Source organism: Parafrigoribacterium humi (assembly GCF_040227205.1).
Classification (GTDB): domain Bacteria; phylum Actinomycetota; class Actinomycetes; order Actinomycetales; family Microbacteriaceae; genus Parafrigoribacterium_A; species Parafrigoribacterium_A humi.
Genome location: NZ_JBELOA010000005.1, coordinates 11,892 through 31,700, shown reverse-complemented (window position 1 = coordinate 31,700; position 19,809 = coordinate 11,892). Strand labels below are relative to the sequence as shown.

The 19,809-nt window shown below is 66.8% G+C and carries 20 protein-coding genes; 11 read left to right on the top strand and 9 right to left on the bottom strand.

The features are described 5' to 3' along the window. Positions 1–72: 72 nt before the first annotated feature. Positions 73–978 (bottom strand): serine hydrolase, encoded by a 906-nt coding sequence (locus ABUA28_RS09640; protein ID WP_349903866.1) that lies wholly within the window; start codon positions 976–978, stop codon positions 73–75. Then, positions 972–2,957, bottom strand: coding sequence for a M13 family metallopeptidase (locus ABUA28_RS09635; protein WP_349903864.1), 1,986 nt, complete (start codon positions 2,955–2,957; stop codon positions 972–974). The genes ABUA28_RS09640 and ABUA28_RS09635 overlap by 7 nt, the downstream gene beginning before the upstream one ends. A gap of 224 nt (positions 2,958–3,181) precedes the next feature. On the opposite strand from ABUA28_RS09635, the gene ABUA28_RS09630 reads away from it, so the two are divergent. From ABUA28_RS09630 to ABUA28_RS09620, 3 genes are all read left to right on the top strand, one after another. Continuing rightward, entirely contained in the window at positions 3,182–4,492 is a 1,311-nt protein-coding gene (locus ABUA28_RS09630) for a uracil-xanthine permease family protein (RefSeq protein WP_349903862.1), read from the top strand. A gap of 145 nt (positions 4,493–4,637) precedes the next feature. Further along, positions 4,638–4,883 carry a DUF2249 domain-containing protein gene (locus ABUA28_RS09625; protein ID WP_349903861.1) on the top strand — a complete coding sequence of 82 codons (246 nt, stop codon included), beginning with the start codon at positions 4,638–4,640 and terminating at the stop codon, positions 4,881–4,883. Next, entirely contained in the window at positions 4,873–5,130 is a 258-nt protein-coding gene (locus ABUA28_RS09620; protein ID WP_349903859.1) for a hypothetical protein, read from the top strand. Before ABUA28_RS09625 ends, ABUA28_RS09620 begins: the two co-directional genes overlap by 11 nt. 161 nt (positions 5,131–5,291) lie before the next feature. Here the strand turns inward: ABUA28_RS09620 and ABUA28_RS09615 are convergent, their stop codons facing one another. The 3 genes from ABUA28_RS09615 to ABUA28_RS09605 are packed head-to-tail and all read right to left on the bottom strand — an operon-like array spanning position 5,292 to position 8,583. After that, positions 5,292–6,956: an ABC transporter permease gene (locus tag ABUA28_RS09615; protein WP_349903858.1), complete on the bottom strand. Its 1,665-nt coding sequence runs from the start codon at positions 6,954–6,956 to the stop codon at positions 5,292–5,294. Continuing rightward, the gene (locus tag ABUA28_RS09610) at positions 6,953–7,879 is read right to left on the bottom strand and encodes an ABC transporter ATP-binding protein (RefSeq protein ID WP_349903857.1); all 927 of its coding nucleotides are present in this window, start codon (positions 7,877–7,879) and stop codon (positions 6,953–6,955) included. The genes ABUA28_RS09615 and ABUA28_RS09610 overlap by 4 nt, the downstream gene beginning before the upstream one ends. After that, entirely contained in the window at positions 7,876–8,583 is a 708-nt protein-coding gene (locus ABUA28_RS09605) for a TetR/AcrR family transcriptional regulator (RefSeq protein WP_349903856.1), read from the bottom strand. Before ABUA28_RS09605 ends, ABUA28_RS09610 begins: the two co-directional genes overlap by 4 nt. A 169-nt stretch (positions 8,584–8,752) precedes the next feature. Here ABUA28_RS09605 and ABUA28_RS09600 point away from each other — a divergent pair, with 169 nt between their 5' ends. Then, positions 8,753–10,033: an MATE family efflux transporter gene (locus tag ABUA28_RS09600; RefSeq protein ID WP_349903855.1), complete on the top strand. Its 1,281-nt coding sequence runs from the start codon at positions 8,753–8,755 to the stop codon at positions 10,031–10,033. 114 nt (positions 10,034–10,147) lie between these two features. Here the strand turns inward: ABUA28_RS09600 and ABUA28_RS09595 are convergent, their stop codons facing one another. Beyond that, a complete protein-coding gene (locus tag ABUA28_RS09595; RefSeq protein WP_349903854.1) occupies positions 10,148–11,236 on the bottom strand; it encodes a LacI family DNA-binding transcriptional regulator in 1,089 nt (362 codons plus the stop codon). Between the two features lie 88 nt (positions 11,237–11,324). Between ABUA28_RS09595 and ABUA28_RS09590 the strand changes: the two genes are divergently transcribed. The 7 genes from ABUA28_RS09590 (at position 11,325) to ABUA28_RS09560 (ending at position 16,998) form a co-directional block, all read left to right on the top strand. Beyond that, positions 11,325–12,599, top strand: coding sequence for an MFS transporter (locus ABUA28_RS09590; RefSeq protein WP_349903852.1), 1,275 nt, complete (start codon positions 11,325–11,327; stop codon positions 12,597–12,599). Positions 12,600–12,638: 39 nt separating this feature from the next. Further along, positions 12,639–12,923 (top strand): hypothetical protein, encoded by a 285-nt coding sequence (locus ABUA28_RS09585; RefSeq protein WP_349903851.1) that lies wholly within the window; start codon positions 12,639–12,641, stop codon positions 12,921–12,923. Continuing rightward, complete coding sequence (locus ABUA28_RS09580; RefSeq protein WP_349903850.1) at positions 12,923–13,126, top strand: helix-turn-helix domain-containing protein; 204 nt, start codon at positions 12,923–12,925, stop codon at positions 13,124–13,126. Before ABUA28_RS09585 ends, ABUA28_RS09580 begins: the two co-directional genes overlap by 1 nt. Positions 13,127–13,142: 16 nt before the next feature. Continuing rightward, entirely contained in the window at positions 13,143–13,838 is a 696-nt protein-coding gene (nucS, locus tag ABUA28_RS09575) for an endonuclease NucS (RefSeq protein ID WP_349903848.1), read from the top strand. Positions 13,839–13,968: 130 nt separating this feature from the next. Beyond that, positions 13,969–15,243, top strand: a complete 1,275-nt coding sequence (locus ABUA28_RS09570; protein WP_349903847.1) for a GAF domain-containing protein — start codon at positions 13,969–13,971, stop codon at positions 15,241–15,243. Between the two features lie 60 nt (positions 15,244–15,303). Further along, the gene (locus tag ABUA28_RS09565; protein WP_349903845.1) at positions 15,304–15,960 is read left to right on the top strand and encodes an HAD hydrolase-like protein; all 657 of its coding nucleotides are present in this window, start codon (positions 15,304–15,306) and stop codon (positions 15,958–15,960) included. 54 nt (positions 15,961–16,014) lie between these two features. Further along, a complete protein-coding gene (locus ABUA28_RS09560) occupies positions 16,015–16,998 on the top strand; it encodes an SDR family oxidoreductase (RefSeq protein ID WP_349903844.1) in 984 nt (327 codons plus the stop codon). A 37-nt stretch (positions 16,999–17,035) separates the two neighbouring features. Here the strand turns inward: ABUA28_RS09560 and ABUA28_RS09555 are convergent, their stop codons facing one another. From ABUA28_RS09555 to ABUA28_RS09545, 3 genes are read right to left on the bottom strand one after another with little or no spacing between them, the layout of a single operon-like run. Then, on the bottom strand, positions 17,036–18,061 hold the full coding sequence (locus ABUA28_RS09555; RefSeq protein ID WP_349903843.1) for an NAD(P)/FAD-dependent oxidoreductase: 1,026 nt from the start codon (positions 18,059–18,061) through the stop codon (positions 17,036–17,038). After that, complete coding sequence (locus ABUA28_RS09550; protein WP_349903842.1) at positions 18,058–18,585, bottom strand: isoprenylcysteine carboxyl methyltransferase family protein; 528 nt, start codon at positions 18,583–18,585, stop codon at positions 18,058–18,060. The genes ABUA28_RS09555 and ABUA28_RS09550 overlap by 4 nt, the downstream gene beginning before the upstream one ends. After that, positions 18,582–19,673 (bottom strand): type III polyketide synthase, encoded by a 1,092-nt coding sequence (locus tag ABUA28_RS09545; protein WP_349903841.1) that lies wholly within the window; start codon positions 19,671–19,673, stop codon positions 18,582–18,584. Before ABUA28_RS09545 ends, ABUA28_RS09550 begins: the two co-directional genes overlap by 4 nt. Positions 19,674–19,809 lie beyond the last annotated feature (136 nt).

Here is a 19,809-nt window from a genome sequence, read left to right as displayed (position 1 = left end):
AGCTCAAGTACCGCAGACAACCCTATCTGTCCCCCCATCTGCGGACAAGTGACCACTTGGGGGGGTACATAATCAGTGCACGAACTCCAGAAGGTCATAGCCGATCGTGCGCATCGCGTCCAGTACTCGCAGGCGCGCCGGCAGCCCTGAGTCGGCGAACTGCACCGTGACGGCGTACGCGACTCCGGTGCGCGGGCCACGCAGGAGGCCGACATCCGACCGCACTCCGACATCGGTTCCCGTCATGTTGACGACCTGGATGCCGTGGTCGATCGTGCGGTGCGAGAGCGGATCGAGACCGAACGCACTCGCCACCATCGACAGGTCACTGTGCAGTGAGAGCCAGCCGAGCACGCGCTGGCTCGTGACGTAGTCGACGACGTTGCCTCGGTAGAGCGCGGAGAACAGCCATGCGAGCTCCGCGGTGGATCCGACCGAGAGCTGGGGAGCGTCATCCGGGCCTCGGCGTTCGCGCACGAGATCGAGCAGCGCCGTGCGCGCGAGTCCGAACGATTCCGTTCTCGTGCGCACGGAGTCGAGCCCCACCTGGCGCAGCAGCACATTGGTCGCAAGGTCGTCACTCGTCGCACCGACGAGAGCGGCGAGGTCGGTCACCGGGAGCGCCGGTGCCTGGAGGCTCTGCCAGAGACCATCGCCACCCGTGACATCCGCCGGTGGCTTGTCGAGGATGCCGTAGCCGCCGGCGTCCTGCTCGGTGATGCGAGCAGACACCTCGATGAGCAACAGCGCCTTTCCGATGCCCGCGGTCGGCAGCACGATCCTGTCGTCTATCGAGAGCAGCGTGGCCCCGGTCTGCAGGTCGACGACGTTCGCAGAGACCTGCGCGCCGCCGTATGCGAGGTTGCCGAGCGCGGTGAAACTGCTGGTGAAGTTCTCCGCTCCCACAGCTCCGCGATGGCGCCCCGTTCTGGGCAGGCGCAGACGCTCGCGGCGTTCCTTGTCTCGGGCAACTACCAAATGGTCACTCGTTCGCTTGGGTCGAGCCACAGGTCATCGGCCCGGGTCACACCAAAGGTCTCATAGAACTCACCGATGTTGCGAACGATCTGGTTGCACCGGAACTCGTTGGGGGAGTGCGGGTCGATCGAGATCAGCCGGATGGCCTCCTCGTCACGACTCTTCTGCTGCCAGGCCTGTGCCCAGGAGAGGAAGAAGCGCTCGGCACCGGTCAGGCCATCGATGATCGGAGATTCCGCGTCGCCGAGGGAGATCAGGTAGGCCTTCCAGGCGATTCCGAGCCCACCGAGGTCGCCGATGTTCTCGCCGATCGTGAGCGCCCCGTTGACGTGGTGCTCGGGGATCTGTCGGGGCGCGAGCGCGTCGTACTGCGCGATGAGGGATGCCGTGAGCTTCTCGAACGCGGCCCGATCCTCCTCGGTCCACCAGTCGGTGAGCCGTCCGTCGCCGTCATACTTCGACCCCTGATCGTCGAAGCCGTGCCCGATCTCGTGCCCGATCACCGCACCGATCGCGCCGTAGTTGCCCGCGGCATCCCGGCTCTCGTCGAAGAAGGGGTACTGCAGGATGGCCGCGGGAAAGACGATCTCGTTGAAGCCGGGGTTGTAGTACGCGTTGATGGTCTGCGGGGTCATGAACCACTCGTCGCGATCGAGCGGCTTGCCGATCTTGCCGAGCTCGCGCTGGAACTCGAACTCGTTGGTCGCGCGCACGTTGCCCAGCAGGTCGCTCGCGTCGATCGACAGTGAGGAGTAGTCACGCCACTTCACCGGGAAGCCGATCTTGGGGGTGAACTTGTCAAGCTTCTGCAGGGCGCGCTCTCGGGTGGCCTCGGTCATCCACGACAGCTCGCGAATGCTCTGCCGGTACGCCTCGATCAGGTTGGCTACCAGCACGTCCATGCTCGCCTTCGCCTCTGGCGGAAAGTGCCGCTTGACGTAGATGCGTCCGATCGCCTCGCCCATCGATCCCTCAACCAGGGATACACCGCGCTTCCATCGCGCACGCAGTTCCGGGGTGCCGGTGAGGGTCTTGCCGTAGAAGTCGAAATTGGCGGCGACGAACTCGCTCGACAGGTATGCAGCGTTCGAGCGGATGACCTGCCAGCGCAGCCAGTCCGTCCAGGCCTCGAGGTGGTCGTCATCGAGCAACGACGCAAGCCCCGTCACGAAGCTCGGCTCCCGTACCACGAGCTCGGCGAGCGCGCCATCCGGAACGTCGAGGGCGGTGAGCCAGAGGTCGAAGCCGTCGACCCTGTCCCAGGTCGTGAGGTTGTAGGTGGCCTCACTGTCACGGGTCTTCACGTTGTCCCAGTGCCGCGCGGCGATCTCCGTCTCCAGCGCGACGATGCGGGCGGCGCGAGCGGCGGCATCCGTCACTCCGGCGAGCGCGAGCATCTTCTCGACAAAAGAGAGGTATGCGGCGCGAATGTCCGCGAACTTTTCTTCGCGGTAATAGGACTCGTCTGGCAGGCCGAGTCCGCCCTGCTCAAGAAAGACGAGGTAGCGCTCCGGGTTGCCCGGGTCGTTGTCGACGAACAGTTGGAAGAAGCCGTTGGTGCCCTGCCGCTCGAGCCGGCCGAGGGTGGTCAGAAACCCGTCGACCGCGCCGATCGCATCCACCTCGTCCAGCAGCGGCTTCAACGGTTCGGCACCGAGCTTCTCAATGCGCTCCTCGTCGAGGAAACTGGCATAGAGGTCACCGAACTTGCGTTCTTCGGTTCCCGGCTCGGCGGTCTGCGCCTCGACGATGATGTCGCGCACGGCCTTCTCCGCTTCCTCGGCGAGGATGTGGAAGGAGCCGTAACGAGCCTTGTCGTCCGGAATCGCGGTGCGCTCGATCCACTTGCCATTCACATGACGAAACAGGTCGTCCTGCGGGCGGATGTCGGGGTCGAGTTCCGCAAGGTCGATTCCGGAGCCGAGTGGCACATCCCGGGTCGCGTCGTTCTGTCGGTTCGAGGCAGCGTCAGGACTCATGGACCCAGCCTAAATGCTCGGCGGCGGCGGCCGCCGGACCACCTGCCGCATGCCCGGTTCAGGTCGGAGGACGTTTGGTCGGATTGGCCGGGATTGAAGGAAGTTTGCCCGCGATTCGCGCCAGAACTCCTTCAAGCTGTCACGCCCGCGCCCGCGAGCCGCTGACGCATGGAGGTCGCCGGGCAATACTCTCTGGCAAAGCCCACCAACGCAAAGGAGCTTGAATGGCACTCCCCTGGAAGTTGCACGGAGATGGCAAGAATGTCGCCGCCTCCGAGATCGTCCTGCCCGAAGAACGGTTGAGCTGGCCGAGAACCATCGGATTCGGCGCCCAGCACGTCGTCGCCATGTTCGGCGCGACCTTCCTGGTTCCGCTGCTCACCGGCTTCTCGCCGAGTACTACCCTTTTGTTCTCCGGTATCGGGACACTGCTGTTCCTGATCATCACGCAGAACAAACTGCCCAGCTACCTCGGTTCGTCGTTCGCGTTCATCGCGCCGATCACCGCGGCAGTGGCATCCGACGGGAAGAGCGTGGCCCTGGGTGGCATTCTCGTCGTCGGTGCACTGCTGGCCGTGGTGGGAATCATCGTGCACGTGGCCGGAATCGGCTGGGTCAATGCGACGATGCCGCCGATAGTGGCGGGAACCATTGTGGCGCTCATCGGGTTCAATCTGGCGCCGGCAGCGAAGGGCAACTTCGAGAAGTCACCACTGATCGCGGTGATCACGCTGCTCGCGATCATCCTGATTACGGTGTTGTTCAAGGGGATGATCGGGCGACTCTCGATCGTGCTCGGCGTGGCGGTCGGGTACCTGGCCGCGGTGCTCATGGGCGAGATCGACTTCAGTGGTGTCGGGAAGGCGGCCTGGATCGGATTGCCGGAGTTCATCACGCCGACGTTCAACTTCGCGCACTTCCCGGTCTACCTGATGTTCCTGCCGGTCGTGCTCGCGCTGATCGCCGAGAACGTCGGGCATGTGAAGGGTGTAGGCCAGCTCACAGAGCGCGATCTCGACCCGGTGATCGGTCGCGCGCTGTTCGCCGACGGCCTCGCGACCGTCATCAGCGCGATCGGCGGTGGTTCGCCAACAACGACCTACGGCGAGAATATCGGCGTCATGGCGGCGACTCGGGTCTTCTCGACGGCGGCGTACTGGGTGGCCGGCATCGTAGCCATCCTGCTCGGTCTGTCGCCGAAGGTCGGTGCCGTGATCTTCACCATTCCGCCGGGGGTGCTCGGTGGTGTGACCACGGCGCTGTACGGCCTCATCGGGATCATCGGCGTGCGCATCTGGGTCGAGAACAAGGTCGATTTCAGCAAGCCGAAGAACCAGCTCACCGCGGGTGTAGCCCTGATCATCGCGATAGCGGACTTCACCCTCCATGCCGGCAGCGCGAGCTTCAGCGGCATCATCATCGGCACGGTCGCCGCGCTCGTCGTGTACCACCTCATGAACGGGCTCGGTAAGTGGCGTGGCACGGATGTGAGCACGATCGCGGGCAGCCGAGACAAGGAGACCGTGAGCAGTTAGTCTCCCCGATTCACGTCAATGGCCGGATGTGCGATGTCGCATCCGGCCATTGTCATCCGCCCGACTTTGCCCGTAGGATTTTGCAGGAGTTCTATCATCTAAATACCTGCGCCGATCAGGCGCAGCTTTCACACCAGGAGACCCCATGCCCGACGCATCGTCCGAGTCCACCGACCTCGATGTGCGCGAACTGCCTCACGGCGCGCGCCACAACATCATCTTCGGCAAGCTTGGCGAACTCGAACCGAACGGCCAACTCGTGATCGTGAACGACCACGACCCGCTTCCGCTGCGCTACCAGAGCGAGTCGCTGTGGCCGGGGCGCTACGAGTGGAACTACCTCGAAGAGGGCCCGGTCGTCTGGCGCGTGGCGATCAGCCGTGTCGGCTGAGCACGAACACCATCACTCGGACGACGAGGCGGATGTCCGAGACGCCGATCCGACGGATGTGGTCGACGGCCTGACCCGCGTGCTCGCGAAGGCGTGTCGTGCGCTCGCCGACGCCGGACAGCCGCGCGCGGCCGGAAAGCTCGCCGCCGACGGATGGGTGCTGTTGCGCGAGACGCACGTGAAGCAGGCCGACCGCCTCGACGGCACGATGCACTACACCGCGCGCCTCGAGGCCAAGCCCAAGTAGTAGGCGGGGTCGTCGGTGTTCGCACCAAAGGCTCCGCCCATAGAGGCCCACCACGCCCCCGCCTTCGGCGCGAACACCGACGTACCTCAGTAATCAACGGTAAGAAAGACGGGTCGAGAAGCGCGCGAGGAACGAGCCCGCGTATCGAGACCCTCCTCTCGTTACGCAGCAGTCATGTCGCGCCGCCGCAGAATCGCCAACCCGGCCCAGCCCGCAATCATCGCGAGCAGCGCGATCACGACGATCGGCAGGGCGGTGAAGTCCGCACCCACGCGCGGCACCGCGGTGAACGGCGTGTTCTGCGAGATCCAGTCCGGCAGCCGGAACAGGTCACCGAACATCGACAGGAGAACCGCGACGCCAAAGAGTGCCCAGGTGATCGTTGCGGCGGCCCTCGGGATCGCCGCGGCACAAAGCACCACCACGCCGATCACGAGGAGCACCGAGGGCCAATAGGCGAGAGAGGCCGCGAAGATGCGCCCGGCCTGGCTGGAATCTCCGACGGCCGCCCCGTAGCTCCCCCCGATGGCGAGGCCGCTTAGGCCGAGCAGCACCAGCGAGGCAATCACGGGCACGAGCATCCGCGATGCAGCCCAGCGCACCCGGGAGATCGCAGATGCCCATTGCAGCTCGGCGCGACCATCCGCCTCTTCCGCCCGGATCGTGTCCGCGCTCTGCAGCGCGAACGCGGCGACGAGCAGGGCGTTCGCCATCGTGAAGTACCCGAGCAGCCCGTTGAGCGCATCGCTCGAGTGACCGGTGAACGCCTTCGCGATTGCGGTGTCGGGCGAGAGCAGGTGGAACATCGCGTTGGCCACGCCGCCGAAGAAGAAGGCGAAAACGATGATTCCGAGCATCCAGCCGATGATGGAGCCGCGCTGGAGTCGGAGCGTGAGGCCGATCGGAGTACGAACGAGAGCGGATGCGCCGCGCGGGCCGACGCGTTCGGGCAGGAGTCCCGCACCGAGATCCCGTCGGCGCTCGAGGGCGAGCGCGACCCAGCAGAGCATGACCGCCGCGGCCAGGCACAGCAGGAGTGGCCACCACTCGTTCTCTCCGTAGGAACGCGTCTGCTGGCCCCAGCCGATCGGCGAGAGCCAGGTCACCCAGTTCGCGCGTCCGCCTGTGGCACCGACGTCTGCGCCAGCGCGAAGCAGGTAGGCGACAGCCAGCACGACCGAGGCGAGGCCGTTCGCGCCGCGGCTCGACCTGGTGATCTGGCCGGAAACCGCGGCGACTCCGACAAACACAAGAGCGACGCCGGTGAAGGATGCGCCCATGAGCAACGCGCCACTACCGGGAAGCCCTTGGCTCACGGCAGCACCCGCGCACGCGAGCCCCACGACCGCGGCGAGCGCGGCAGACACGATCCAGTTCGCGAGGGAGTATGCGTGTTGGCCGAGCACTCCGGCGCGCAGCAACTCGGTGCGTCCGTTCTCTTCTTCCGCGCGGCCATTGCGGCTGACCAGGAAGATCACGGCGAAGGACAGCGCAACGGCGACGGTCATCCACAGCTTGATATTGAGGATGCCGCCCAGGGTGCCTGCGGCGTAGGGAAGTCCGGTGAGCGCGGCGATTGCCGGGGTGTTCGCGACGGCGGCGTACGCATCGCGCGCGGCCTGCGTGGGGAAGAGCTCCCGCTGCGAATCGATCACGAGCGGCACCATGCCGGCGAGCACGATCAGCCAGACGAGCATCCGCAGCCAGTTTCGGCGCACGATGAACCGGATCATGGTGCCGAGCCCGGCGTACGGGTTCCGCACCGCTCCGCTGCCCGGTGCCACCGAGGGCGCGGACCGCGCGGGCGACTCGAGCGTGACGCTCATGACGCCACCTCGGCGTCCATCAGTGCGTCCGAGGCGTGCACCCCGTAGTGCCGCAGGAACAGTTCCTCGAGCGACGGCGGGGTGGAGACGAGTTCGCGAGGCGCAAGCGGGGCGAGAGCCGCGAGCACGGCCGGCAGTGCGGCGCTGTCCACTGTGAACGTTGCGCGTGCACCGTCGATGACGAGGTCGTGCACGCCGTCGATTGCTCCGAGTGCGCTGGCGTCTGCATCCAACGTCACTCTCACGGTCGAGCGCTGGAGGTGACGCAACTCTGACAGCGTGCCGGATTCGACGGTGCGACCGTCGCGAATGATCGTGACGGTGTCGCACAGCTTCTCGACCTCGGCGAAGATGTGGCTCGAGAGCAGCACCGATCGCCCTTCGTCTCGGGCCTCTTTGACGCATTCGGTGAACACCTCCTCCATGAGCGGATCGAGGCCGTTGGTGGGCTCGTCGAGGAAGAGCAGCTCCGCGCGGCTGGCAAAGGCCGAGACGAGGCCCACCTTCTGGCGGTTGCCCTTGGAGTAGCTGCGCGCCTTCTTCGTCGGGTCGAGATCGAAGCGCTGGAGGAACGAGTCCACCCGCTTCCGGTCGTGGTCTCCGCGCAGAGCGCCGAGGATGTCGATGGCCTGGCCTCCGGTGAGGTTCGGCCACAGGGTCACGTCGCCCGCGACGTAGGCGATGCGCCGGTGCAACGCGACGGCGTCCCGCCACGGGTCGCCGCCGAGGAGTGTCGCACGGCCGCCATCCGCCCGGAGCAGTCCGAGCAGGATACGGATGGTCGTGGACTTTCCTGCGCCGTTCGGCCCCAGGAATCCCGCGACCGTTCCCGTTCCGACCTGGAGGTCGAGGCCACGCAGCGCGTGTGTGATGCCGTAGTTCTTCTGCAGTCCGTGGACATCCACGGCAAGCGAGCTGGTCATGATGTTTTCTCCGATGCTGGTGAAGTGGTGGGGGTCTGGGGTCTCGCCCGGGTCTCGCCCGGCGGCGCGGTGCGGAACTGCAGGTATTCGTCGAGGAACCGACGGTCGGCGAGCACGCCTTCGGTGTAGACCTCGAGGGTCGGCAGGGTGATCTCCTCGACGAGGCGTCGCACCGTCGGGCCGATGTCGGCCAGGTCGAGCGCGGGTTGCAGCGTGAGCTGAAGCAGAAGTCCGCCCAGACTGGACGTCACCAGGAATCGGGCTCTGGCGCGCGGGTCTCGGCTGGGCCGCACCATCCCGTTCGCAACGCCCTCCTCGGAGAACGCCACCGCCTCCTCAATCATGTTCTCCAGGAACACGACCCCTGCCTCTCCCCCGTCACGCACACTGCGGAGGATGTAGACCATCAGGGGCGCGTAGTCGTCGAGTTCGGTCAGCAACGTCATGGTCTGTGTCGGAGACATGGAGATGCCGTCGACCTTGATCGTGCGATAGCGGCGCAACGCCTCCGCGTCGCACTCCTCGCGCAGTTTCTGCTTCGAGCCGAAGTGGTGGGTGATGAGCCCGGCGCTGACTCCTGCGTGGGCGGCGATGTCGCGCACGGATGCGCTGAATCCGCGGAGGGCGAAAACCTCGAGAGCGGAGTTGCGCAGCCTGGCGCGAGCGCTCAGATCATCGGTTGAGACATTGGATGCTATACGCACGCATAGGATGCTACACACTTGTATAGCCATCGTCCAGCACAATTCGCGCCGGGGTCTCGATACGCGGGCTCGTACCTCGTACGCTATTCGACCGGTGTGAGCGCGGATAGAGTCGAGGATCAGCGTTTTCAGCCCCCGCCCCGTCGATCGCGAGATCCTGCGCCTGGCCGTGCCCGCGCTCGGCGCACTCATCGCCGAGCCGTTGTTCCTGCTCGCAGACTCCGCCATGGTCGGCCACCTGGGAGCAGAACCGCTCGCCGGGCTGGGGCTCGCGAGCGCGGCGTTGCAGACCATCATCGGGCTGATGGTGTTTCTCGCGTACTCGACCACGCCATCCGTCGCCCGCTGGCTGGGTGCAGGTGATCGCCGTCGCGCGATCGCGGTGGGCGTTGACGGAATGTGGCTCGCGCTCGGTCTCGGCGCAACGCTCGCCGCCGTCGGCTGGCTCGCGAGCCCCGCGCTCCTCGGCGCCTTCGGCGCGACCCCGGCCGTCACGGCAGAAGCGCTCGCGTACCTGCGCATCTCAATGTTCGGACTGCCCGCGATGCTGCTGGTGTTCGCCGCGACCGGCCTGCTGCGCGGCCTGCAGGACACCCGCACCCCGCTCTACGTCGCCGGCATCGGGTTCGGGGCCAACATCCTGCTCAACCTCCTCTTCATCTACGGTCTCGGGCTCGGCCTGGAGGGGTCCGCGGTCGGCACGGTCTGTGCCCAGTGGGGCATGACCGTGGTGTACGTTGCCGTCGCGGTATATCACGCGCGAGCGACGGGCGCGAGCCTGCGGCCTCAGCGAGCGGGGATGGCGATCGGGGCGACATCCGGCGGATGGTTGTTCCTGCGCACCCTCAGCCTGCGCGCCGCGATGCTGCTTGCGGTGTTCGTGGCGACCGGCCTCGGCTCGAACGAGCTCGCGGCGTACCAGGTGGCGATGACGCTGTTCGCCACGCTCGCCTTCGCCCTGGACTCCCTCGCGATCGCGGCCCAAGCCCTCATCGGGCAGGCGCTCGGCGCGAGTGATCTCGATGCGGTTCGCGCGGTTCTGAGGCGCTGCCTCGAGTGGGGTGTGCTGTGCGGCGTCGCGCTCGGCATCATCGTCATAGCCACGAGCGACGTGCTCGGGGGACTGTTCACGAGTTCGCCAGAGGTCGTGAACCTGCTCCCGGCGACCCTGGTCATCCTCGGCCTGTCGGTTCCGCTCGGCGGGGTGGTGTTCGTGCTCGATGGCGTGCTCATCGGCGCGGGAGACGCCCGCTACCTCGCCATCACCGGAGTCGTGAACGTTGCGGCGTTCGTACCTATGGCGCTGGCGGTTCTGGCCTGGGCGCCCGCGGATGCCACGGGCCTCGCCTGGCTCATGGTCGCGTTCGCGTTCGGCTACCTCGGTGCCCGCGCGGTCACCCTCGGCTTGCGTGCCCGGACAGCCAGGTGGATGGTCGTCGGCACCGGTTAACCCTTGACGATGCGCCATTTCGTCAACGATGCGCCTGCCATTGCATCCGCATCGTTGACGAAATAGCGCATCGTTCGATCGCCGGCACCTCGCAAGGTCTCGGTGGCGACCGGGCTAGACGGGAACTGGCCCGGTCGTGTTGCCCAGATGGAACCGGCTGACGAACGACATCGCCTCACCCGGTTCGTCGTTCAGCAGCGCCACGACACCGCGACCGGCCGCCCGACCCTTCTCGACCGCGGGCTGCACCATCGTGGTGAGGTCGTGCTCACCCATCCCGTCGAGCCGAACGCCGTCGAAGCCGACGACGCTCACGTCTCCGGGCACCCGCAGTCCGAGCTCCTCCGCCGCGAGAATCACTCCCCGGGCGAGCAGGTCGCTCTGGGCGATGATCGCGGTGGGGCGGGCATTCGCTGGACGTGCGACTCCATCGGCACCCAGCAGGGAATGCCCGGCGATCCTGCCCTCCTCCGGGAGGCTGCCAACGCTCACCCAGCCGGTCGCGTCGGGGAAGACTCCGCGCACTCCACTGATACGCGCGGATGCCGTATAGCCCGTGCTCGCCGCCTCGAGTTTCGGGGTGAGCGGCCCGCGCGTTCCGTTCGGCACGAGCGGCAGCGCAACGATGGCGACCCGCTCGTGCCCGAGGTCCCGCAGGTGTACTGCGAGCGCGTGCGACGCCTCTCGATTGTCGAGGTCGATCGCGAGCACGCCATCCATCGGCTCGGCCTCGACGGCCACGAGGGGGATGCCGCGCTGCCGCAGGATCGCGACGGCCGAGTCGAGGCGGGTGCTGCATCCGATCAGCACGACGGCGTCGACCGGGGCGTTCTCGATGTTGAGCTGCCCGCCTCCCGTGTCGGTGAGCAGCAGCAGGCCGGAGCCGATCGCGCCGGTCTCGTCGGCGAGGCCATCGAGCATCGCAATGTTCATGGGGTCACGGAAGGCGTCGCTCAGCCGGTCTTCGATGACGACTCCGACGATGCCGGAGCGGCCGCGACGCAACGACTGGGCGCGCGGATCCGGGCCGGCGTAATCGAGGGATGCCGCCGCCTGCAGCACCCGCTGCTTCGTCTCCGCTGACACGGGCCCTGCACCGCTGAACGCAATGGATGCCGTCGACCGCGATACACCTGCCAGTTCCGCAACGGCGGCCAAAGTGGGCCTCCCGGAGTGGCTGGAGCTGCTTGCCTCGTTTCCCATGGTTTGGTAGCTTAGTCGAATCGATTCGATCGAATCGATTCGAGGCGACAGTTCCTCGCCAGCAACCCCGTTCATCACGAAGGTCTCCATGTCATCGCCATCTCCGCAGAATGCGGGCAGCACGCTGCACGCCCCCGTCGAGCCCGGGCGCGCCGCGCTCAGTGCCTGGCGTAACGCGCTCTTCGTGATCTTCGCCCTGTGCGGCGTCGGCCTGGCCAGCTGGGCGGCCCGCATCCCGGCCGTGAGCGTCGCGCTCGACATCGACACGGCGCAGGTCGGCGTGCTGCTGTTCGGCATCGCGGCGGGGTCGATCATCGGACTCATCGCGTCGGGCCACCTTGTCGCCAACTTCGGCGCCAGACGCGTCATTCTCGTGACACTGCTCATCGCTCCGGTCGGTCTCGTCCTGGCCGCGATGGGCGTCACGATCTTCGACTCCTTCGCCGTTGCCGTTGCCGGCCTCGTGGTGTTCGGTGCGTCATCCGGCATCTGCGACGTGGCCATGAACGTGTCCGGTGCGGCAAACGAACGCGCACTCGGGCGCACCATCATGCCGATCTATCACGCCTTCTTCAGCGCGGGCACCATTATCGGCGCCGCGCTCGGTGCGGTCGCGGAGTGGTTGAAGGTGCCGCTGGAGATCCACCTCGGCGTGCTCGCCGTGCTCATCGTCATCGTCGTGATCTGGGTGGTGCGATTCCTGCAGCCGGAGGGCGGCGGCACGGATCACGCGGTCACACCGGAGGGCACGGACAATTGGCGGGGGCGCCTCGCGATCTGGCGCGACCCCCGCACTCTCCTGATCGGGCTCATCGTGCTCGGGATGGCGTTCACGGAGGGGTCGGCGAACGACTGGCTCTCCTACGCGATGGTCCACGGACACGACACGGACGCGACGACAGGCGCGGTTGTGTTCGGCGTCTTCGTCACGGCGATGACGGTCGGGCGGCTCTCGGGGGTCAAGCTGCTCGATCGTTACGGGCGCGTGCCGGTGTTGCGGGCATCCGCGGCGCTTGCCGCTCTCGGGCTCCTGATGCTCATCTTCGTGCCCATCGTCTGGGTCGCCGTGATCGGGGTCGTGTTCTGGGGCCTGGGCGCCTCGCTCGGCTTCCCGGTCGGGATGTCCGCGGCCGCGGACGACCCGCGCAAGGCCGCAGCGCGCGTGAGTGCCGTCGCGACCATCGGGTATGTGGCATTCCTGGTCGGGCCGCCGGTGATCGGGTTCCTCGGCAACCACTTCGGCATCCTGCACGGCCTGCTCCTCGTGCTCGTGCTCGTGGCACTGGCGGGAATCGTCTCCTACGCCGCGCGCGAGCCGCAGGCCACGCGCCCGGTCGAGCAGCCCACGACACAGCTCGAGTAATCTATTGACTTTCGATAGGTGCCTATCGATACTCGATGGGTGAATGAACTCTCGCGGCCCGCTCCGGCTCTTGTCGTCGTCACCCAGTCGCTCCTGGGGGTGTTGTTCCTCGTCGGCGTTGCAGCGATCGTGATACTGCCCGGGTTCTCCGCAGAAGTCGCTGCAGGCCTCCCGGAATACGCTGCGTTACGCACGCCTCTCCTTGTCTCGTCGATCGCCATCACGGTCGTCGCCCTCGTCGCGCTCGCCTGCATCACCCTGGTGCTTCGATCCCTCCTTCGGCGCGCGATCCTGATGCGCTCAGAGTTGGACGAAGTCGTCTGATGGCGATCCGAATCTCCATCGATCGCGTGCTCGCCGAGCGCGGGATGAGCGTCGGCGACTTCGCGGACGCCATCGGCATCACCCCGACGAACGTCGCAGTGCTCAAGAACGGGCGCGCAAAGGCGGTGAGGTTCTCCACGCTGGACGCGATCTGTCGGGTACTCGACTGCCAGCCCGGCGACGTGCTCCACTACGAGGACTGACTAGTACTCTGGGCGAGTGCGCCTCGTCATTGCCCGCTGCTCCGTCGACTACGCGGGAAAGCTCTCGGCCCACCTGCCGCTCGCGACCCGGCTTCTCGTGCTCAAGGCCGATGGCAGCGTGCTCGTGCACTCCGACTCCCTCAGCTACAAGCCGCTCAACTGGATGAGCCCGCCGTGCCTCATCTCCGCGATCGTGCCCGACCAGGAGCAGGCGGATGCCGGCGTCACCGAGATCTGGAAGGTCGCCCAGGCGAAGACCGCTGACCTCCTCGTCATCTCGATCCACGAGATCCTGCACGACAGCGAACACGAGCTCGGCATCGACCCCGGCCTGCAGAAGGACGGCGTCGAGGCGCACCTGCAGAAGCTCCTCGCGGAGAACATCGAGCTGCTCGGCGCCGGCTACCGACTCGTTCGCCGCGAATACATGACCGCGATCGGACCGGTGGACATCCTCGCCCGGGACGCCGAGGGCGGAGCGATCGCCGTGGAGATCAAGCGCCGAGGAGAGATCGACGGGGTCGAGCAACTCACGCGGTACCTCGAGCTCATGAACCGCGACCCGCACCTCGCGCCCGTCGCCGGCGTGTTTGCGGCGCAGGAGATCAAACCACAGGCGCGCACCCTCGCGGAGGACCGCGGCATCCGCTGCCTGCTGCTCGACTACGACGAGATGCGCGGCCTCGACGACGGACACCTTCGCCTGTTCTGAGCGCGCACGCGGCGCCAGCCCGGTGCCACGCCGATAGCCGTGCGCGATATCAAATGAGACCGTCCTCGGCCCGTTAGGCTGTTGGTGAGCGGTCCACCCGAATGGCTGCGAACAGGCAAACGAGATGTGGGTGGGTGCGATGGATGCCGCGAGCGCGAGTTCCGACGCTCTCGGTACCTCCGGATCACTGCATCCCAGCGAATCGCCCAATCGAGGCCTTGCTCCGCTATTACGGTTGTGGCGGGCCAGGGTAAGCGCACGGCTCGAGCTCGTACCACGCCCGTACGACGAGCCTCACACGAGCGCGCCGGGCCCGAACAGCGACCGGATCCTGGTATATGGTGCCGGACTCGCCGTCGGCTGGGGCGTCACCACGCACGGACTCGCTCTTCCTGGATTCCTTGCCAGGGCGCTCACATCACTGACCGGCAGAGGCACCGACGTCGACGTTGTCGCGAGTCCCGACAAGCGCCTGAAAAATGCCCTGCGCGAGTTGCAGGCCTTGCCGCTCTGGCGCTATGACGCGATCGTCGTCGTGCTCGGCGTCAACGAAGCCCTCGAGCTGGCCTCATTGAAGAAGTGGCGTAGGAACCTGTCCTCGACCCTGTCGACCCTGGCCCAAACAGTGGGTGTGCCCGTGGTGATCGCGGGGATTCAGACGATCCGATCCATTCCCATCTATGACTCCGTATTCGGCGGAATCGCGGACGCCCAGGCGTCGGCACTCAACCGCGTTTCGGCAGAGGTCTGTGCGGAAGCATCGCAGAGCATCTTCGTGCCCCTCTCGGACCTCGCATTCCCACCGTCAGACCGGCACAGGGTTCCGGACGACTACGCCGAGTCCGCGAGGGTGTTGGCTACAGCAATGCTGCCCGCGCTCGACGCACGGCGACACTCATCCGATGACCCGCACCGGCCCTTCCCCCACGACCACGACCGGGCAGAGGCAGATCGGCAGGACGCAGTCGACGCGCTCGATCTCTCCGAGGACTTGGTGACGCCCGCAATCGAGCGCCTCCTGAACATCGCTCAGACGTCGCTCCAGGTTCCTGCGGCAGGACTCACCGTGCTTGATGGCGACACCCAGCGGATCCGCGGCACTGCGTGGCCCTCGCTCGTCGAGTTGCCACGAGTCGGGTCGTTCTGCGACACCACTATCCGTCAACGAGGAGGGATGGTGGTTCCTGACGCCTTGAAGGACGAGCGATTCTGTGACTACACGCTCGTTGTCGACTACCCACACATCCGCTTCTATGCCGGCTATCCTCTGGAGTCGCTTCGCGGTGAACGCATAGGAGCGCTGTGCGTTTTCGACACCGAGCCGCACCCGGCCGATGACGCTGACCTGGCGCGGCTGCGGGATCTCGCCCTGCTGGTGCAGCGCGAATTGCGCGAATACCGCTAGACGCTCCACTCGGGATGGGCGCGGCGAGAACGGCATTCCATCTCTCCTATGCTGGTCAGGATGAGTACCAGGTGGAGTTGTATCCTTTTCGACCTCGATGGCACGATTCTCGACTCCGCACCAGGGATCACCGAAACACTCGCCTATATGTTCCAGACACTGGACCGACCCGTGCCGAGCCACAGCGAGCTGCTTCGCTATGTCGGCCCGCCCATCCTCGATTCGTTCCGCGATCTCGCGGGGATGACGCCCGAGCAGTCGCAGGAGGCACTCGAGGTGTACCGGGAGCGCTACCTCGAACGCGGTGCGCTGGAAAGCACGGTGTATCCGGGCATTCCGCCACTGCTGCGGCAGATCCATGAGAGCCCCATCCCGCTCTCGCTCGCCACCTCGAAGCCGGAACTGCCCGCCACTAAGATGCTCAATCTCGCCGGGCTCACCCGCTACTTCGACGTGATCGCCGGTGCCTCGGAAGACGAGGTGCGCAGTCGCAAGGCGGATGTCGTGGCCGAGGCCCTGAAGCGACTCGAGAGCCTCGGCGCAGACACCTCGAATCCCGTGATGGTGGGAGACCGCGAGCACGATGTCTCCGGCGCCGCTGAGCACGACATCCCCACGATCTTCGTCAGCTGGGGCTACGGCAAACCCGCCGAGTCAGAGGGCACGATCGCCGTCGTCCACACCACGACCGAACTACACTCCCTGCTGCTCGACTGAGCCACACCATCCGCGCAGCTTGACGAAGCCCAGCGCACCCGCGACTGTAGAGGAATGACCTCCCTCACAGTTCTTTTCATCGGCGGCACAGGCACGATCAGCAGCGGCGCGAGCGCCCTCGCGGCGCAGCGCGGTATCGACCTGACCATCCTCAACCGCGGCGAGAACTCCCGTCGGCCCGCGCCGGCAGGAGCCGAACTGCTGAGGGCGGATGTGCGGGACCCCGCCTCGGTGCGGGCCGCCCTGGGCACCCGGGAGTTCGACGTCGTCGCAGACTTCGTGGCGTTCACCCCTGAGCACGTGAAGACCGATCTCGAACTGTTTGAGGGACGCACCGGACAGTACGTGTTCATTTCCTCGGCCTCCGCATACCAGAAGCCGGTCGCGCGCCTGCCGATCACCGAGTCCACCCCGCTGCGCAACCCGTTCTGGCAGTATTCGCGCGACAAGATCGCGTGCGAGGACCTGCTCGTGGGCGCCTACCGCGAGCGCGGATTCCCGGCCACGATCATCCGCCCGTCGCACACCTACGACCAAACGAGCCTTCCGCTCAACGGCGGCTGGACGGCACTCGACCGGATGCGTCGTGGAGAGCCCGTGATCGTGCACGGCGACGGCACCTCGCTCTGGGTGCTCACTCACACGCGCGACTTCGCGAAGGCCTTCGTGGGGCTGCTCGGGCATCCGCAGGCGATCGGCGACACCTTCCAGATCACCTCGGATGAGGTGCACACTTGGGACCAGATCGCCGGATATTTCGGAACGGCGCTCGGCGTCGCGCCGAACATCGTTCACGTGACCTCGGATGCGATCGCCGCGGCCGACGCAGAGATGGGTGCAGGTCACCTGGGCGACCGCTCGCACTCCGTGATCTTCGACAACAGCAAGGTCAAGGCACTCGTGCCGGACTTTGTCGCGACCACCCCGTTTGCCGAGGGCGCGCGCGAGATCGTCGCCTGGTACGACGCCCACCCGGACGAGCAGAAGGTCGACCCCGAGCTCAATGCGCTCTTTGACCGCCTGATCGCCGCCGCCTGACTGCTGCCGCCCCGCCCTGCCTCGGCAGCGGCAACAGTCACCGCGCCAGCCGCTCCACGATGCCGCCGAAGGTGCCGGGGAGCGCCGCCGCCAACGGAACGATCGCCGACCGCAGCGGGGAACCCGCGAGCGCGACCAGTCCGGCGGTGAGCACGCGAAAGTCTCGCGTGCGCTGCGTCCAGGCGCGCTCGTAGCCGGCCACGTCATCCGCCGCGATGCACGCGACCGCGGCCTCCGCCTGGGCGAGCCCGACGCGGATGCCCTCCCCCGTGATCGCGTCGATGTACCCTGACGAGTCCCCCACCAGCAGCACCCGCCCCACCCGACGGCGACGCGTCCGCTGCCGGAACGGACCGGCGCCCCGCAGCGAACTCACCGCCCGTGCGCTCTCCAGCCGGGCAGCGAGCGCGGGTATCGCCGCGAGTGACGCAGCGTAGTCCAGCTTTCGCGGCCCGAGCAGCGCGACCCCCACGGTGTCGGTATCGACAGGCGTCACGTAGGCCTCGACCGTCGACGTCCAGTGCACCTCGACCAGGTCGCTCCAGGGCGGCACACGAAAGTGCTGGCGAAGTCCGTAGCGGCGATTCGAGACAGGTGACCTTTCGACGCCCAGCAACGTCCGCACGGTCGAGTGCAGCCCATCCGCGCCGATCAGGTAGCGCGAGCGGATGCCGGCGGCCACGACCCCCGCCACATCCTGTTCCAGCCCGGTCACCTTCGCCACCACGAACCGCGCCCCGAGCGAAGCGGCGCGCGCGACGAGCGTGGACTGCAACAGCGTCCGCCGCACTCCCAGACCCTCGCCCCGAGCGAAGCGATGGTCGACGCTCGCGCGGGCACTGCGATAGCCGATCCCGCGAATTGGATGCCCTTCGACAACCACCCCGAGTCGCTCAAGCGCCACGACGGCGCCGGGCATGAGCCCCTCGCCGCAGGCCTTGTCGATCGGTGCCTCGCGCTGCTCGACGACCGCAACCGTGAGCCCCTGCATCCGTGCCTCGATCGCGGCCGCAAGGCCGACCGGGCCTCCGCCGACGACCAGCAGGTCGACGTCCTCGGTCACGAGCGCGCGGCCGGCTCGAGGGACGCGAGCGCCCGGTTCTCCGTGGGAATGCGAAAACCGAACAGCAGGATCGCGTTCAGAACGGTGAAAGCGACCGCCGTGATCCACGCGGTATGCACGAATGGCAATGCGATGCCCTCTGCGATCACGGCGAGATAGTTCGGATGCGGCAGAAAGCGATACGGGCCGCGCGTCACCCGCCCGAGCCCGGGCACCACGATCACGCGCGAGTTCCACTGCCGCCCCAGCACCGCGATACACCAGTACCGCAGCACCTGACAGACCAGAGCGATCGCGAGCATGGGCCAGCCGAGCCACGGCAGAAACGGCCGATTGCCGAAGTACGCCTCCGCGAGGCAGGCGAGCAGCAAGCCCGTGTGCAGCACGACCATGAACGGGAAGTGGCCCCGGCCGTACTCACGACCGCCGCGCTCGAACGCCCAGCGCGCATGGCGGGTGGAGAGCACCAGCTCCCAGAGCCGCTCCACACCGGTGAGCAGGATGAGCGCGGTGAACCAGATCATGCGCTCGCTCCCGCGTCGATTGCCGGCCAGCGCAGCAGCACCAGCTCTCCGCTGATTCCGGGGCCGAGCGCGAACAACAACGTCTCCGTTCCCGCGGGCCGCACCCCGGCATCCAGCTCCGCCGAGAGGATGTGCAGCACCGACGCGGACGACAGGTTGCCCACTTCCGCGAGCGAGCGCCAGCTGTTCTCGAGCGCGCCCTCGGCCAAGCCGAGCGCCGTCTGGAACGCCTCGAGCACGCGCGGTCCACCCGGATGCGCGACAAAGCCATCCATGTCGGCAAGAGTTCGGTCGTTCGCGGCCAGGAATCCCGCGACATCCGCCCCGAAGTTCTTCTCGACGACCCCCGCCACCTCCGCCGTGAGCACGATGCGAAATCCGGTCTCACCCGCGGTGAAGCCGAGCACGCCCTCGGTATCGGGGTAGAGCTGGCTGCGCGAGTCGATCACGTCTGGACCGGTCACCGGCATCCGTTCCGCGCGCTCGGCTCCGACCATGACCACCGCGGCAGCGCCATCACCGAAGAGCCCGGTCGCCACGATGTTGGCCATCGAGTCGTCGCCGCGCTGGAAGGTCAGCGAACACAGCTCGACCGACACCAACACGGCGACGTCTCGCGGATGCCCGGCCAGATAGTCATTGACCCGCGCGATCCCCGAGGCTCCCGCGACACAGCCGAGCCCGAACATGGGCACTCGCTTGATGTCGGTGCGCAACCCGAGGCGGGACACCAGCAAGCCATCGATGGACGGGGCCGAGATGCCGGTGACCGAGGTGAACATCACGAAGTCGACCTCGTCCTCGCGGAGCCCGGCCGTCGACAGCGCAGAGTGCACAGCCTCACCCAGGAGCTCGACCGCGACCTCGATGAACAGCTCGTTCGACTCCGTGAAGCTGTGGAGGTCGAGATAGCTTTCGATCGGCATGACCAGGTGGCGCGTGCGCACCCCGCTCGCGGCGTGCATCCTGCGCAGTATCGCGAGCTTGCCCGGGTCGCTCGTGATCATGGGCGCGATGGCGCTCGTGATGACGTCCTGCGGGTAGCTGTGTGCCGGCAGTGCCGTGGCGACGCTGGCGATTCGGGCCATGTCGCACGCTAACACGACGCCCTGCCCAGACGGAGCGGAATTGACAATTCGGGGCGCCAACGAGGGTCAAGCTGAACGAGTCCTGTCGAACTTCTGAACTCTCTTGTCTGCCCCCAGACAGGGGGGTATGGTCAGC